Source organism: Rahnella sp. 2050, from assembly GCF_040544515.1.
Classification (GTDB): Bacteria; Pseudomonadota; Gammaproteobacteria; order Enterobacterales; family Enterobacteriaceae; genus Rahnella; species Rahnella aceris.
In genome coordinates, this window is sequence record NZ_JBEPKE010000005.1 from 325,747 (window position 1) to 341,605 (window position 15,859).

17 protein-coding genes are annotated in these 15,859 nt (G+C 52.6%); 7 read left to right on the forward strand and 10 right to left on the reverse strand.

All coding sequences use genetic code 11. The features are described from left to right. Positions 1 to 2: 2 nt before the first annotated feature. The 3 genes from ABIC79_RS19570 to epmA form a co-directional block, all read right to left on the reverse strand. Positions 3 to 1,361, reverse strand: coding sequence for an 8-oxoguanine deaminase (locus ABIC79_RS19570; protein ID WP_013573752.1), 1,359 nt, complete (start codon positions 1,359 to 1,361; stop codon positions 3 to 5). Positions 1,362 to 1,455: 94 nt separating this feature from the next. After that, positions 1,456 to 2,820, reverse strand: a complete 1,365-nt coding sequence (locus ABIC79_RS19575) for a uracil-xanthine permease family protein (RefSeq protein WP_013573751.1) — start codon at positions 2,818 to 2,820, stop codon at positions 1,456 to 1,458. 265 nt (positions 2,821 to 3,085) lie between these two features. Continuing rightward, entirely contained in the window at positions 3,086 to 4,063 is a 978-nt protein-coding gene (gene epmA, locus ABIC79_RS19580) for an elongation factor P--(R)-beta-lysine ligase (protein ID WP_013573750.1), read from the reverse strand. 283 nt (positions 4,064 to 4,346) lie between these two features. Between epmA and frdA the strand changes: the two genes are divergently transcribed. The 5 genes from frdA (at position 4,347) to blc (ending at position 8,313) form a co-directional block, all read left to right on the forward strand. After that, positions 4,347 to 6,146, forward strand: coding sequence for a fumarate reductase (quinol) flavoprotein subunit (gene frdA / locus ABIC79_RS19585; protein WP_014411553.1), 1,800 nt, complete (start codon positions 4,347 to 4,349; stop codon positions 6,144 to 6,146). 1 nt (position 6,147) lies between these two features. Beyond that, positions 6,148 to 6,873 (forward strand): succinate dehydrogenase/fumarate reductase iron-sulfur subunit, encoded by a 726-nt coding sequence (locus ABIC79_RS19590; RefSeq protein ID WP_191996300.1) that lies wholly within the window; start codon positions 6,148 to 6,150, stop codon positions 6,871 to 6,873. 11 nt (positions 6,874 to 6,884) lie between these two features. Continuing rightward, entirely contained in the window at positions 6,885 to 7,295 is a 411-nt protein-coding gene (gene frdC / locus ABIC79_RS19595; protein ID WP_037034293.1) for a fumarate reductase subunit FrdC, read from the forward strand. A 9-nt stretch (positions 7,296 to 7,304) separates the two neighbouring features. Further along, positions 7,305 to 7,664: a fumarate reductase subunit FrdD gene (gene frdD, locus ABIC79_RS19600; RefSeq protein ID WP_014333645.1), complete on the forward strand. Its 360-nt coding sequence runs from the start codon at positions 7,305 to 7,307 to the stop codon at positions 7,662 to 7,664. A 124-nt stretch (positions 7,665 to 7,788) separates the two neighbouring features. Continuing rightward, entirely contained in the window at positions 7,789 to 8,313 is a 525-nt protein-coding gene (gene blc / locus ABIC79_RS19605; RefSeq protein WP_013573745.1) for an outer membrane lipoprotein Blc, read from the forward strand. Between the two features lie 89 nt (positions 8,314 to 8,402). Here the strand turns inward: blc and ABIC79_RS19610 are convergent, their stop codons facing one another. From ABIC79_RS19610 to efp, 3 genes are all read right to left on the reverse strand, one after another. Continuing rightward, the gene (locus tag ABIC79_RS19610) at positions 8,403 to 8,537 is read right to left on the reverse strand and encodes an entericidin A/B family lipoprotein (protein ID WP_013573744.1); all 135 of its coding nucleotides are present in this window, start codon (positions 8,535 to 8,537) and stop codon (positions 8,403 to 8,405) included. Positions 8,538 to 8,655: 118 nt separating this feature from the next. Beyond that, positions 8,656 to 8,784 carry an entericidin A/B family lipoprotein gene (locus ABIC79_RS19615; protein ID WP_013573743.1) on the reverse strand — a complete coding sequence of 43 codons (129 nt, stop codon included), beginning with the start codon at positions 8,782 to 8,784 and terminating at the stop codon, positions 8,656 to 8,658. Positions 8,785 to 8,879: 95 nt separating this feature from the next. Next, the gene (efp, locus tag ABIC79_RS19620; protein WP_013573742.1) at positions 8,880 to 9,446 is read right to left on the reverse strand and encodes an elongation factor P; all 567 of its coding nucleotides are present in this window, start codon (positions 9,444 to 9,446) and stop codon (positions 8,880 to 8,882) included. 38 nt (positions 9,447 to 9,484) lie between these two features. Here efp and epmB point away from each other — a divergent pair, with 38 nt between their 5' ends. Then, positions 9,485 to 10,513: an EF-P beta-lysylation protein EpmB gene (epmB, locus tag ABIC79_RS19625; RefSeq protein WP_354568220.1), complete on the forward strand. Its 1,029-nt coding sequence runs from the start codon at positions 9,485 to 9,487 to the stop codon at positions 10,511 to 10,513. Between the two features lie 188 nt (positions 10,514 to 10,701). Here the strand turns inward: epmB and ABIC79_RS19630 are convergent, their stop codons facing one another. From ABIC79_RS19630 to ABIC79_RS19645, 4 genes are all read right to left on the reverse strand, one after another. Beyond that, a complete protein-coding gene (locus ABIC79_RS19630) occupies positions 10,702 to 11,046 on the reverse strand; it encodes a DUF4156 domain-containing protein (RefSeq protein ID WP_014333641.1) in 345 nt (114 codons plus the stop codon). 300 nt (positions 11,047 to 11,346) lie between these two features. After that, entirely contained in the window at positions 11,347 to 12,993 is a 1,647-nt protein-coding gene (gene groL, locus ABIC79_RS19635) for a chaperonin GroEL (protein ID WP_013573739.1), read from the reverse strand. A gap of 53 nt (positions 12,994 to 13,046) precedes the next feature. Continuing rightward, entirely contained in the window at positions 13,047 to 13,340 is a 294-nt protein-coding gene (locus ABIC79_RS19640) for a co-chaperone GroES (RefSeq protein WP_009636718.1), read from the reverse strand. A 214-nt stretch (positions 13,341 to 13,554) separates the two neighbouring features. After that, positions 13,555 to 14,046 carry an FxsA family protein gene (locus ABIC79_RS19645; protein ID WP_013573738.1) on the reverse strand — a complete coding sequence of 164 codons (492 nt, stop codon included), beginning with the start codon at positions 14,044 to 14,046 and terminating at the stop codon, positions 13,555 to 13,557. Between the two features lie 373 nt (positions 14,047 to 14,419). Between ABIC79_RS19645 and aspA the strand changes: the two genes are divergently transcribed. Beyond that, complete coding sequence (gene aspA, locus ABIC79_RS19650; RefSeq protein ID WP_013573737.1) at positions 14,420 to 15,856, forward strand: aspartate ammonia-lyase; 1,437 nt, start codon at positions 14,420 to 14,422, stop codon at positions 15,854 to 15,856. Positions 15,857 to 15,859: the final 3 nt, after the last annotated feature.

Here is a 15,859-nt window from a genome sequence, read left to right on the forward strand (position 1 = left end):
GTTTACAGATCGGCGATCAGCGCCGCTGCGGCTTTGCGATGCTGAGATATCAGCGAGCGGATATCCATGCCGACAATTTCACCGTCAGTCACCCGCCATTTCCCGCCGATCATCACCCGATCGGCTTTTTCCGCACCACACAATAGCAGCGCGGCAATCGGATCATGACTGCCGCTGAAACGTAATTCATCGAGTTTAAACAGCGCCAGATCAGCCTGTTTGCCCACGGCAATCTGCCCGATATCATCGCGACCGATAAGCTTCGCCGAACCGCACGTCGCCCAGCCCAGCACTCGCTCCGGCGTGACATATTCCGCCCCGTATTTCAGACGTTGCAGATACAGCGCCTGCCGCGCTTCATACATCAGGTTTGATGCATCATTCGACGCCGAACCGTCAACGCCCAGACCAATCGGTACGCCAGCGGCCTCCAGATCCCGCGTCGGGCACATACCGGAAGCCAGCCGCATATTCGACACCGGACAATGACAGATACCGGTGCCCGCCGCGCCCAGACGGCGGATTTCGTCGTCGTTAAAGTGAATACCGTGTGCCAGCCATGTCCGGTCACTCAGCCAGCCAACGCTTTCCAGATAATCGACTGTACGCAGACCAAACATTTTCAGGCAAAACTGTTCTTCATCCAGCGTTTCCGCCAGATGCGTATGCAGCCGGACATCTTCCCGCTGCGCCAGTCTGGCGCTCTCACGCATAATTTCGGTGGTGACCGAAAACGGCGAGCAAGGTGCCAGTGCAATCTGCATCCACGCGCCCTCGCCGCGCTGATGATAGCGGTCAATCAGGCGCTGGCTGTCCTGCAAAATCACCTCGCCCGACTGGACCGTCTGTTCCGGCGGCAAACCGCCCTGCTCCTCGCCGAGACTCATCGAGCCGCGCGTCAGTAACGCACGCATGCCCAGCTCACGCACGACGCCCACCTGCACATCGATCGCCTCCTCCATGCCCTGCGGGAAAAGATAATGGTGGTCAGTGGTGGTAGTGCAACCGGAGAGCAACAGTTCAGCCATTGCGACGCGGCTTGCCAGGCCCAGCGCCTCCGGCCCTAAACGCGCCCAGACGGGATAAAGTTTTTTCAGCCACGGGAATAACGGCACGTTGACCACGGGCGCCCAGGCCCGGGTCAGCGTCTGATAAAAATGATGATGAGTGTTAATCAGCCCCGGCAGCAGTACAGACTCGGAGGCATCATAAATATGATCTACCGGCTGCGAAGGTGGCTGACCCGCGGTCAGCAACTCAGCAATTTTCTGCCCTTCAGTGACGATGCCGCCACGGGCATCCAGTGAGTTGGCGGTAAAAACCGCCAGCGGATTTTTGATCCACGTGCGTTGCTCTGACATGTCTGACTTCCTTTTTAAGGTCACATTAAATTCAAAAAGTGAGTCAGCTCAGTTATGCCCTGTCTGCTGATCCAGGGGCGCAACGCGCAGAATTTCAGTGAACCTTGATCTCCTCCGCGACCACGCTGGTGCGTTCTGCAGGCATCAGTAAATTGAGCAGAATAGCGATAACGCCACCGCTGGTCACGGCATGCCCGAAGATATTGCCAACGATGGGTGGGAACTGACCAAGCACATCTGGCACGGCTTCAATGCCCAGACCGATGCCAAAGGCGATGGCAATTATCAGCATTTCACGACGTCCGACCGGCGACTGCGTCATGATTCGGATACCCGCCGCGACCACGCTGCCAAACATCACCAGCGTTGCGCCACCCAGCACCGGCGCAGGAATTTGCTGCAACACTTCGCCGATAAACGGAAACAGGCCTAGCACCAGTAATACCGCGCCAATATACATGCCGACAAAACGGCTGGCGACGCCGGTCATCTGGATCACGCCATTGTTCTGTGCAAATGTTGTGTTAGGAAATGACGAGAAGGCTGCGGCGATAAGGCAACTGATACCGTCAGCCAGAATCCCGCCCTGCAGACGTTTACGGAAGCTTTCTCCTTCAATCGGTTGCTGCGACAACATGCAGTTAGCGGTCAGATCACCCACCGCTTCCAGGATGCTGATAAACGATACCAGCGCGATCGGCACAAAAATAATCCAGTCAAACTTAAAACCAAAACGGAACAGTTGCGGCAATGCAAACCAGTCGCCCTGCAAAGGTTTCACCGTCAGATGGCCGGTCAGCGCAGCGGCGATACAGCCGACAACAATGCCTAAAACTATTGATGAAAGGCGCAGCCAGCGCACGTCGATGCGGTTGCAGGCGACAATCACCAGCAGCGTCAGTGCCCCCAGCCCGAGGTTAGCCGGTGCGCCGAAATTCGCGGCACCATGGCCGCCCGCCCAGTCGGTAATGCTGACTTTAATCAGGCTGATGCCAATCAGCGCGATTACGGTGCCGCTGACCAGCGGTGTAAACACGCGGCGCATCTGCCCGATAAACCGGCTAACCAGCAGCGGGATAAACGCCGCCACAAAGTTCACCCCAAAAATCATCGCCATGATGTCTTCAGGAGAGCCACCGCGGCTTTTCACCAACATACCGCCGGAGAGGATCACCCCCAGAAACGCAAAACTGGTACCTTGCAAACAAATCATCCCCGCGCCCACCGACATAAACCGGCGCGCCTGAATAAATGTCCCGATGCCGGAAGCCAGCAAAGACATGCTGATCAGATAAGGCAAGTAGGCATTCAGCCCGAGAACCGAGCCGATAATCAGCGGCGGCGTGATAATTCCGACCACGCTTGCCAGCACGTGCTGGATGGCGGTGAAAAATGCCGGTGCCGGTGCAATGCGCTCTTCCAGTCCATAAAGAAGTTCTTTGTCGTTGGATTCTGACATAACGAGTTTTCCGGATAATAAGTGATGATCCGGTAATGCATAAATCAGGCCAGCAGCAAAAAATTTAGCTTAACTCAGGCAGAAGACCCTGTTTATGGCGCTTGGCGAGAAAGGGCCAGCACTGAAACTTTAAAATCAGCGCTGCGTCATTTAGGTACTTTTGTTTCAGTAAAAGTGCAGTTTTGGGTTTATTGCACAATGAAGGGGCAAAAAAGGGAAATCGTGGAAGGAAGCCCTGACCTTGGGAACAGGGCTTAAGCACTCATCAGGCGCGTGTCACCGGGAAGGCCAGGACATCACTCAGGCTGGCAGCACCCAGCGCAATCATAATCAGGCGGTCAACACCCAGCGCCACACCTGAACACTCCGGCATACCGTGTTCTAACGCATCCAGCAGATTGTTATCGACAGGATGCTGCGGCAGGCCGCGTGCCGCGCGTTTGCGGTTATCCTGCTCGAAACGCTGACGCTGCTCACGGCTATCCGTCAGTTCACGGAAACCATTCGCCAGCTCAATGCCTTTGTAATACACCTCGAAACGCTCGGCGACGCGGTGATCTTCCGTACTGATTTCTGCCAGAGCGGCCTGCGTGGCCGGGAAATGATAGACGAATGTTGGTTTGTCGCGACCAATGTGCGGTTCTACACCCATCGTAAACAACAACTGTAGCAGGGTGTCACGGTCTTCTTCGGTATCAGCAATGTTGGATAAATCCAGTTTTGCCGCCGCTTCACGCAGTTCCGTTTTGTCGGCGGATAACGGATCCACACCGAGATGGCGGGTAAACGCCTGCTGATAAGACAGGGTTTCAGCACTATCGCAATCGAGAACCTGCTGGAGTAAATCATCCACTTCATTCATCAGACGGTACATGTCATAACGCGGACGGTACCATTCGAGCATGGTGAATTCCGGATTATGATGACGCCCGGCTTCTTCATTACGGAAACTGCGTCCCATCTGATAAATCGGCCCGCTGCCCGCAGCCAGCAAACGTTTCATGTGATATTCCGGGCTGGTCATCAGATACAACGTCATGCCATCAGCCGCACCCGGCCCGACAAAACGCGTCTCAAACGGCACCAGATGAATGTCGGTCACCGTGGCCTGGCTCATTGCTGGCGTTTCAACTTCCAGTACGCCGCGATCGGCAAAGAAACGTCGAATCTCAGCGAGGATAGCCGCACGCTTCAACAAATTGGCGACGGGAGCACTGGGTTGCCAGCTTGCTGTTTCGCTCATGGTGATTTACTCCGAATTCAGAAAAGTCATGCAGTCTACCTGCATCCCCGCAGGCAAACAAATATCTCATTTTACGAAGCGCAATGCAGAGAAAGCCTAAACCTGCATTCACATCAAATTACCATGACTACCCCTTTGGTATAATAATTCTCTTACAAACAATAAGAATATCAGCCACCGGGACAGCGCCTGTATGTCATCGGGGTTCACTAACTCTTCGATTATGAAGAGCTTTTCGCGGGTGTTTCAAACCCGATCTCATTGATGATAGTGGAGGAATGCAGTGCAAACCTTTAACGCCGACATTGCAATTATAGGTGCAGGTGGGGCGGGTTTACGCGCAGCAATAGCCGCAGCGGAAGCCAATCCCAACCTGAATATCGCGTTGATTTCGAAAGTGTACCCAATGCGCAGCCACACCGTGGCGGCCGAAGGCGGTTCTGCCGCTGTGACGCAAGATCACGACAGCTTTGATTTTCACTTCCAGGATACCGTTTCCGGAGGCGACTGGCTGTGTGAGCAAGACGTAGTGGATCATTTCGTTCATCAATGCCCGACTGAAATGGCCCAGCTTGAACTGTGGGGCTGTCCGTGGAGCCGTAAGGATGACGGTTCCGTCAATGTTCGCCGCTTCGGCGGAATGAAGATCGAACGCACCTGGTTTGCCGCGGATAAAACCGGCTTCCATATGCTGCACACCCTGTTCCAGACCTCGCTGAAATACCCACAAATCAAACGATTCGATGAGCATTTCGTCCTCGATATTCTGGTCGATGAAGGCCAGGTACGCGGCGTTGTCGCCATCAATATGATGGAAGGCACACGCGTGCAAATTCGGGCTAACGCCGTGGTCATGGCGACCGGCGGCGCAGGCCGTGTTTACCGTTACAACACCAACGGCGGTATCGTCACCGGCGATGGCATGGGCATGGCGTTCCGCCATGGCATTCCGTTGCGCGACATGGAGTTCGTGCAATATCACCCGACCGGCCTGCCGGGTTCCGGCATCCTGATGACAGAAGGCTGCCGCGGTGAAGGCGGCATTCTGGTCAACAAAGACGGTTACCGTTATCTGCAGGATTACGGCATGGGGCCGGAAACCCCTCTGGGCGAGCCGAAAAACAAATACATGGAACTCGGCCCGCGTGACAAAGTATCACAAGCGTTCTGGCACGAATGGCGCGCCGGACGCACCATCGAAACGCCGCGTGGCGACGTGGTATATCTGGATTTACGCCATCTCGGCGAGAAAAAACTGCGTGAACGTCTGCCGTTCATCTGCGAACTGGCCAAAGCGTATGTCGGCGTCGATCCGATTACGGACCCGATCCCTGTTCGCCCTACCGCGCACTACACCATGGGCGGCATTGAAACCGATGCACAGTGTGAAACCCGCATCAAAGGTCTGTTTGCGGTCGGCGAATGTTCGTCCGTCGGTCTGCACGGCGCCAACCGTCTCGGCTCAAACTCACTGGCAGAACTGGTGGTGTTCGGGCGTATGGCCGGTGAAAAAGCGGCAGAACGCGCAGTTGAAGCCAAAGACACCGGCAACAGCGCCGCACTCGAAGCGCAGGTGCGTGATATCGAAAACCGTGTTGCCGCGCTGATGGCACAGGAAGGCGACGAAAGCTGGGCCGCCATCCGTGACGAAATGGGTCTGGCGATGGAAGAAGGTTGCGGGATTTATCGCACTACCGAGCTGATGCAAAAAACCATCGATAAACTGGCCGAACTGAAAGAACGCTTCAAACGGGTGAAAATTCAGGATACCTCCAGTGTCTTTAATACCGACCTGCTGTATACCATCGAACTGGGTCATGGCCTGGAAGTAGCAGAATGTATGGCGCATTCCGCCATCAATCGTCGCGAATCACGCGGCGCCCATCAGCGTCTCGATGAAGGCTGTACCGAACGCGATGACGTGAATTTCCTCAAACATACTCTGGCCTTTTATCAGCCAGATTCCGCCCCGCGTCTCGAATATGGCGACGTGAAAATTACCACGCTGCCACCGGCAAAACGCGTGTACGGCGGGGAATCTGAGACTCACGATAAAAAAGATAAGGAGCAATCACGTGGCTAAAATGCGCAGCCTGAAGGTTGAGATCATGCGCTACAACCCGGAAACGGACAGCGCGCCGCATCCGGTGGTGTATGACGTGCCTTTCGATGAAACAACGTCACTGCTCGATGCTCTGGGCTACATCAAAGATCATCTGGCCGCTGACCTTTCCTATCGCTGGTCGTGCCGTATGGCAATCTGCGGCTCGTGCGGCATGATGGTGAATAGGGTGCCGAAGCTGGCGTGCAAAACCTTCCTGCGGGAATATCCGGACGGTATGCAGATTGAGGCGCTGGGGAACTTCCCGGTGGAACGTGATCTGGTGGTCGATATGACCCACTTTATCGAAAGCCTCGAAGCCATCAAACCTTACATTATCGGCAATACCCGCACGATCGGCGAAGGCCCGGGCAAGCAAACTCCGGCGCAAATGGAGAAATATCACCAGTTCTCCGGCTGTATCAACTGTGGTTTATGTTATGCCGCCTGCCCGCAGTTTGGACTGAATCCTGAATTCATCGGCCCGGCAGCTATCACGCTGGCGCATCGCTACAACCTCGATAACCGTGACCACGGCAAAGCACAACGTATGCCACAGCTCAACAGTCAGAATGGTGTCTGGAGTTGTACGTTCGTCGGTTATTGCTCCGAAGTCTGTCCGAAGCACGTCGACCCTGCCGCCGCCATTCAGCAAGGCAAAGTCGAAAGTTCGAAAGACTTCATGATCGCAAGGCTGAGACCGCAATGAGGGAGGAAAATATGACGACTCAAAGTACGGGCAGCAAACGTAAACCCTACGTGCGTGAGATGAAAGCCAGCTGGTGGAAAAATTTACCGTTCTACCGTTTTTATATGCTGCGTGAGGGCACGGCGGTTCCGGCAGTATGGTTCAGTCTCTTACTGCTGGCAGGGGTTTGCTCGTTACGTAACGGGCCTGAAAGCTGGGCGGGTTTTGTGAATTTTCTGCAAAATCCGGTGGTCTTGCTGATTAACCTGATCGCCCTGCTTGCGGCCCTGTTGCATACCAAAACCTGGTTCGAACTGGCACCGAAAGCCTCCATCCTGGTGGTGAAAGGTAAAAAGATGGGACCTGAACCGGTGATTGCCGGTTTCTGGGGCGTGACGATCGTTGTGACGCTGGTTGTTCTCGTCATCGCACTGTTTCTTTAAGGAGGCGACATGAAAAATACTCTTCCTAAACGTTCAGACGAGCCGGTGTTCTGGGGATTGTTTGGCGCGGGTGGTATGTGGAGCGCAATTTTTGCGCCGGTGATGATTCTGCTGGTGTGCTTCCTGCTGCCGCTGGGCTTTTTCCCCGGCGACGCACTGAGCTATCCACGCGTGCTGGCATTTGCGCAAAGCGGGATCGGGCGTCTGTTCCTGCTGCTGATGATCGTGCTGCCTCTGTGGTGCGGTCTGCACCGGATCCATCACTGCATGCACGACCTGAAGATCCACGTTCCGGCCGGAAAATGGGTGTTCTACGGGCTGGCGACGATCTTAAGTATCGTCACCCTTATCGTGCTGATCCGCCTCTGATCCGCAAAGATCTGACTTTCCAGCGGCCATCTCTCTGGCCGCTGTTTTCATTCTTTATCCGCAGGTTTTCCCTTTTTCTTTTTTGTTACCTACACTTAGAGAACATACTAAGGAAGGAAACTCCATGCGTATCTGGTCAAAACTCAGCGTTATCATCACAGCACTTATGTCAGTCGCGTGCAGCGTAACGCCGCCTGCTGACGTCAAAGTCGTCAATAATTTCGAACTCACCCGCTATCTCGGTACATGGTATGAAGTCGCCAGACTGGACCATAGTTTTGAAAGCGGACTGGAACGCGTCACCGCCAATTACAGCCTGCGCGATGATGGCGGCGTAAAAGTGATTAATCGCGGGTTTAATCCGCAGAAGAATAAATGGCAGGAAAGTGAGGGCAAAGGTTACTTCACCGGATCACCTGCGCGCGCGGCGCTGAAAGTGTCATTCTTCGGTCCGTTCTATGGCGGTTATAACGTCATAGAACTGGATAAAGATTATCGTTACGCGCTGGTCTGCGGACCGGATAAAAGCTATCTGTGGATCCTGTCCCGTACGCCAACGCTGGATGACAGCGTGAAGCAGCAACTTCTGCAAACGGCGCAGCAGTACGGATTTGATACCAGCAAACTGGTGTGGGTGAAACAGCCTTGATGCTTACACAATAAAACTCGCGCCATAAAAATAACACTGCCTGCATCAACGTGCAGGCAGACATCAGTTTACTTAACGTTATTCGCTCGCTATTGCGCGCTTTTCTGAATGGCTTCCCCACCGGCAGACACATCTTCACCTACGCCACGCGTGGTGTTGCAGGCTGTTAAGGCAGAAGACAAGATAAGAACAGACAAGATAGCGAGGATACTTTTCTTCAGCATATAAATCTCCTTCCTATAAGAGAATGTAAAGTACGACACTTTTAGTGTAGCTAATTTTCTGGATATAGAAGGGAACAGGCAGGATTTTAAGACATTTGGTAAAACGAGGCTGAAGGGATCAGCCTGCTTTGGAAATTGCGCCACCCAGATGCTGGATGTCTTCACCGAAACCATGAACCGTGTTGCAGCCGGATAACGAAGCCAGCAGCATCACTGAAACCACGATAAACATCATCTTCTTCAACATGGTAAACATAATCCCATTCAACAAGTTGGGGCTGGAAAGCTGCGACAGGCATTCACCTGTGGCAGCTTTCATCCGGCGTAATAAGTATTGAGAACTTATTTAACGCGGGAAACGTATTCGCCAGAGCGGGTGTCACAACGGACGATTTCGCCGATCTGCACGAATAATGGCACTTTAACCACAGCGCCGGTGCTCAGGGTCGCTGGCTTACCGCCGGTACCTGCGGTATCACCTTTCAGGCCAGGATCAGTGTCCACAACTTCAGCTTCGATGAAGTTTGGTGGCTGAACAGCGATAGGACGGCCATCCCACAGCGTCACGATACATTCTGCGTTGTCCTGCAGCCATTTAGAGGCGTCAGAAACAGTTTTCTCTTCAACCTGATGCTGTTCGAAAGTCTCAGGGTGCATGAAGTGGTAGAACTCACCATCGTTGTAGAGGTAGTTCATGTTGGTATCTACAACATCAGCGCCTTCGCATGAGTCAGTAGATTTGAAGGTTTTTTCTACACGGGAACCGGTCAGCAGACGACGCATTTTAACGCGTGCGAAAGCCTGGCCTTTGCCTGGTTTTACGAATTCACTGGATTCGATAGCGTAAGGCTCGCCCTCGAACATGATTTTAAGACCCGGACGGAAATCGTTGCTAGAATAAGTCGCCATGATGGCCCTCTAATTTTAAACTGGTATTAGCCAAAAAAATGGCAAACATTGTAACCCTAAACACGCCATTTAGAGAAGATTGGTTGTATCAACTCGGCGATGTTATCACTGACCCGGATGAACTGCTTACTCTTCTGGCACTTAACGACAATGCAGAACTGCAAAGTGGGCGTGAAGCCCGTCGTTTGTTCCCGCTTCGCGTGCCCCGCGCCTTTGTGACACGTATGCAGCCGGGCGATCCACAGGATCCTTTATTGCTTCAGGTATTGACCGCACGCGAGGAATTTATTGCCGCGCCGGGCTTTACCACTGACCCGCTTGATGAACAACGCAGCGTTGTTCCGGGTTTGTTGCACAAGTATAGCAATCGCGCCCTGTTACTGGTGAAAGGCGGATGTGCGGTAAATTGCCGCTACTGTTTCCGTCGTCATTTCCCGTACCAGGACAACCAGGGAAATAAGGCTAACTGGGTTCAGGCGCTGGATTATATCCGCACTCGCCCGGAACTCGATGAAATTATTTTCTCCGGTGGTGATCCGCTGATGGCCAAGGATCATGAACTCGACTGGTTGATCGGTGAACTCGAAGGGATCCCGCACATTAAGCGGCTGCGTATTCATACCCGTTTGCCGGTGGTTATCCCTGCACGTATCACGGATGCCTTCTGCCAGCGCCTTGAAAAATCACGTCTTCAGGTGCTGATGGTGACGCATATCAATCACGCCAATGAGATTGATAATGCATTGCGCGCCAGCATGGCGAAGCTGAAAAGCCATGGCGTGACGCTGCTCAATCAGAGCGTGTTGTTGCGGGGCGTAAATGATTCTGCTGATGTGCTGGCGACACTGAGCAACGCGCTGTTTGACGCGGGTATTTTGCCTTACTACATCCACGTGCTGGATAAAGTACAGGGTGCGGCGCATTTCATGGTGAACGACGACGAAGCGCGCGTCATTATGAAAGGGCTGATGAGTAAAGTGTCAGGTTATATGGTACCGAAACTGACCCGTGAAATTGGCGGCGAGCCGAGCAAAACCATTCTGGATCTGCGGCTGAAGCAGTCTTAACACGTTCTTCCAACCCCAAATAATTCAAGTTGCAGGAAGGCGGCAAGTGATGGAGTCCCGATGAGCTTACTCAGGTAAGTGATTCGGGGGACTGAACGTAGCCAACGCACCTGCGGCTTGAAGTATGAAGGGGGAACGCAAAAAGGGATGCCATTGGCATCCCTTTAGTATTTATAGCCTTCACGCGACTATGGGCACTTATAAACCTGACCGACCATTTTGCTGTCAACCGGTGCAAAGCTGGACAGGAAGTTCTGGGACGGGCTGTTGGCACCATAAATGGTGTTGCCGCCCATCGCTGCCGCTTTGTTACGCAGGTCATTGGCTGCGCCACGCATGGAGCTGCCGTCACCGCCGGTACCGGAGAACCAGTTGCTTTGGGCACCGGTGACTTCGCCAAGCAACTGACAATTTGCGCCTGGTTTGTCGTCCGTGAATTTCACCTGCTGGCCCGCTGCATCCAGTTGATGAGTGGTACTGCACCCGGCAAGCAGCGCGATAGCTGACAGGCCCAGTAACATTTTAATCCGCATCACTTTCCCCATTTGTTTTTGTAATCACATAAAGCCTATCAGAAAACACCTGGCTCTCTTAGGCATCCGTTGCCACGCATACCCAAGTTTGTGCTATCGGTAAAAATCCGAAATCCACGCAGAAACAAGTCTACACGTTAAAGGCCGGAGACAATGAGAGTTATCTTACTGAACCTGATAAAAAAGGGTCAAATAAAAAAACCCGGCCTTTACAGACCGGGTTTCTTCAGTACGTTGCCTCAGTGAGCAAAAAAGCCCGCTGATTTTACGTACCTGCGGATGAACGCAGGGGGATGATGATTACATCATGCCGCCCATGCCGCCCATTCCACCCATACCGCCAGCGCCGCCCATATCGACTTTATCGTCTTTAGGCAGGTCGGTGATCATGCACTCAGTGGTGATCATCAGGCCAGCTACAGAAGACGCGTACTGCAGAGCAGAACGGGTGACTTTAGTTGGATCAAGGATACCCATTGCGATCATGTCGCCGTATTCTTCGGTGTAAGCGTTGTAGCCGAAGCTGCCTTCGCCCGCTTTCACTTTGTTTGCGATAACAGAGGCTTCTTCGCCAGCGTTCACAACGATCTGACGCAGTGGAGATTCCATTGCGCGCAGAGCAACGCGGATACCCACGTTCTGGTCGTCGTTGTCGCCGGTCAGGTTAGCCAGAGTGTGAGCAACGCGAACCAGCGCCACGCCACCACCAGCAACCACGCCTTCTTCTACCGCAGCACGGGTTGCGTGCAGGGCATCTTCAACGCGAGCTTTCTTCTCTTTCATTTCAACTTCAGTCGCTGCGCCCACTTTCAGAACGGCTACGCCGCCTGCCAGTTTAGCCACACGCTCTTGCAGTTTTTCACGGTCATAATCAGAAGTCGCTTCTTCAATCTGCTGACGGATCTGAGAAACACGGCCCTGGATGGTTGCTTCTTCGCCAACGCCATCGATGATGATGGTGGTGTCTTTGTTGATAACAACACGTTTAGCCTGACCCATATCTTCCAGAGTGGCTTTTTCCAGTTCCAGACCGATCTCTTCAGAGATAACGGTACCGCCAGTCAGGGTTGCGATGTCCTGCAGCATAGCTTTACGACGGTCGCCGAAGCCTGGTGCTTTAACCGCAGCCACTTTCACGATGCCACGCATGGTATTCACAACCAGAGTCGCCAGGGCTTCGCCTTCAACGTCTTCAGCAATGATCAGCAGTGGTTTACCGGCTTTCGCAACGGCTTCCAGTACTGGCAGCATTTCGCGGATGTTAGAAATTTTCTTGTCAGCCAGCAGGATGAACGGGCTTTCCAGTTCGATTGAACCGGTTTCTGGTTTGTTGATGAAGTAAGGAGACAGATAACCACGGTCGAACTGCATACCTTCAACAACGTCCAGCTCATCTTGCAGGCCAGTGCCTTCTTCAACAGTGATGACGCCTTCTTTGCCCACTTTTTCCATCGCTTCAGCGATCAGTTTACCGACAGTTTCATCGGAGTTAGCAGAGATGGTACCAACCTGTGCAATGGCTTTAGAGTCAGAGCAAGGGACAGATAATTTTTTCAGTTCTTCAACCGCAGCAACGACAGCTTTGTCGATACCACGTTTCAGATCCATCGGGTTCATGCCCGCGGCAACAGCTTTCAGGCCTTCAGTGATGATGGCTTGAGCCAGAACGGTTGCGGTAGTGGTACCGTCACCCGCGGCATCGTTCGCTTTGGACGCGACTTCTTTCACCATCTGTGCGCCCATGTTTTCGAACTTGTCTTCCAGTTCGATTTCACGTGCAACGGACACGCCGTCTTTAGTGATGGTTGGTGCGCCGAAAGATTTGTCCAAAACCACGTTACGGCCTTTAGGGCCCAGGGTCACTTTTACTGCATCAGCAAGGATGTTTACGCCACGCAGCATTTTCACACGGGCGTCGTTACCGAATTTTACTTCTTTAGCTGCCATTGTTAATTTCCCTTAAATTCGTTCTGTTCAGAAAAAAGTGGATCGGGGGACAATCAGGCTTCTACGATTGCCAGAATGTCACTCTCAGACATGATCAACACTTCTTCATTGTCGATCTTCTCAGCTTTCACGCCGTAACCGTCGTTGAAAATGACGATGTCGCCAACTTTCACGTCCAGCGCTTTAACTTCACCATTTTCCAGAATGCGACCATGGCCGACAGCCAGGATTTCGCCACGGGTAGATTTACCGGCAGCGGAGCCAGTCAGAACGATGCCGCCAGCGGATTTAGATTCTACTTCTTTACGCTTGACGATAACGCGGTCATGCAATGGACGAATTTTCATTGATAACTCTCCTGTGAGCGGGTCCATATCTATTTTTAGGGTTGAATGCCTGGCAAAGTCCTGCCCGGCCTCGTGGTTTGTTTAATGGGGGCGATACGCAGCCCTTCAAGGGGAAGAACAGAAAAATTTTCTCTTTTTCTTTCGCTGCTCTGTTGACGAAAATCGACCTTCGCAGTGCTTCCCAACAATCTTTTAACAATTGAGGCCACAGAGATTAGCGATCGCGGTGCTCTGTGTCGTCATCTTTTTTAGGTGTAACCAGACGTTCCTGCGTTTCATCCGTCCGCTGGAACTCGCCATCAAAGGTATTCCCCGTTGGCGCGCTGCTCCCCCAGTTACCGCCGGAACGCACAATGTTCAAATGCGGCATCAGTTTTAGCGTCAGTCGTTTCTGGATGGGTGGCAGCAAAAGCAGCAAACCGAGGAAATCAGTAAAGAAGCCCGGTACCAGCAGCAGGAATCCGGCGATCACCAGCGAAACACTTTTAACCATCTCGGCTGCCGGGCTTTCCCCAACCGCCAGTTTTTGCTGCAACTGCATAAACGTCTTCATGCCCTGATTCTTCACCAGAGAGACACCTACGCAAGAGGTGAAAACAACCAGCAATAACGTTGTTGCCACGCCAACCACCGCAGCCACCTTGATAAATAAGGTGATTTCAATGTAAGCCAGCAGGAATAACAGTAATAACGGTAACCAGCGCACCGCATTCTCCTTGTAATTTGGCTCCGGAAGCGCTGTCGCAGCGGCATTCCAAACCCTGAATAAGTGCCTGCTTGAGATCTTCGCTATCAAAGAAATGCAGGCTGACTACACTGAGATGGTGATCACTCATCATGATTTCAACCACCAGACCTGATTTAATTGAGCAGGTAAATGAATTGTGAGAATTCTCACAGATACTAAAAACATGCACGATAATAGGGCAGGATAGTGATCTTAGTACGTGCAATTCGTCTGAAGCAGCATATGATCGCCTCCGTTGCTCAAACAACGGTTGATCGTTTTAAATTTACTACGGCCAGTAACATAATTTTAAACATCGCATAACGCATTCAGTACCGAAGAGAAGGTTCTCATGTCAAACACCATTCGTATCGAGGAAGACCTGCTGGGCACGCGCGAAGTACCGGCAGAAGCTTATTACGGCATTCACACCCTGCGGGCGATTGAAAACTTCTATATCAGCAACACCAAGATCAGTGATGTTCCTGAGTTTGTTCGCGGCATGGTGATGGTGAAAAAGGCGGCAGCTCTTGCTAACAAAGAGCTGCGCACCATTCCACGTCACATTGCGGATATCATTATTCAGGCGTGCGACGAAGTGCTTGATAAAGGCAAATGCATGGACCAGTTCCCTATCGACGTCTATCAGGGCGGTGCGGGAACCTCGGTAAATATGAACACGAATGAAGTGCTGGCGAACATCGGTCTGGAACTGATGGGACACCAGAAAGGCGATTACCAGTTCCTCAATCCAAATGATCATCTGAACAAATGCCAGTCCACCAATGATGCCTACCCTACTGGTTTTCGTATCGCCGTGTACGCGTCCTTGCTGAAACTGGTTGATGCTATTTCCCAGCTGGGCGACGGTTTTGAGCGTAAAGCGAAGGAATTCGAAAACATCATCAAGATGGGCCGTACACAGTTGCAGGACGCCGTTCCGATGACGCTCGGTCAGGAATTCCACGCGTTCAACGTGTTGCTCAAAGAGGAAACCCGCAATCTGTTGCGTACCGGCGAATTACTGCTGGAAGTGAACCTCGGGGCGACAGCAATCGGTACCCGCCTGAATACGCCGGAAGGTTATCAGCAACTGGCGGTAGAAAAACTTGCAGAAGTCAGCAATCTGGCCTGTGTACCCGCTGAAGACCTGATTGAAGCAACGTCCGACTGTGGCGCATACGTGATGGTTCACAGCTCGCTGAAACGTCTGGCCGTGAAGCTTTCTAAAATCTGTAACGACCTGCGTCTGCTCTCTTCCGGTCCTCGCGCTGGCCTGAATGAAATCAACCTGCCGGAATTACAGGCGGGTTCTTCTATCATGCCAGCCAAAGTGAACCCGGTTATCCCGGAAGTCGTGAACCAGGTGTGCTTCAAAGTCATCGGTAACGACGTCTGCGTGACGATGGCGGCAGAAGCGGGCCAGCTTCAACTGAACGTCATGGAACCGGTAATTGGTCAGGCGATGTTTGAGTCAGTGCATATCCTGACTAACGCCTGCTACAATCTGCTCGAAAAATGCATCAACGGCATTACAGCGAACAAAGAAGTATGTGAGTTCTACGTTTTCAACTCTATCGGCATCGTCACCTACCTTAACCCGTTCATCGGCCACCACAATGGCGATATCGTCGGCAAGATTTGTGCTGAAACCGGTAAGAGTGTCAGGGAAGTGGTGCTCGAGCGCGGCCTGCTGACTGAGGCGGAGCTGGACGACATTTTCTCCATCGAAAACCTGAAACATCCGGCTTACAAAGCAAAACGCTATACCGATGAAAATGAACAGTAACAG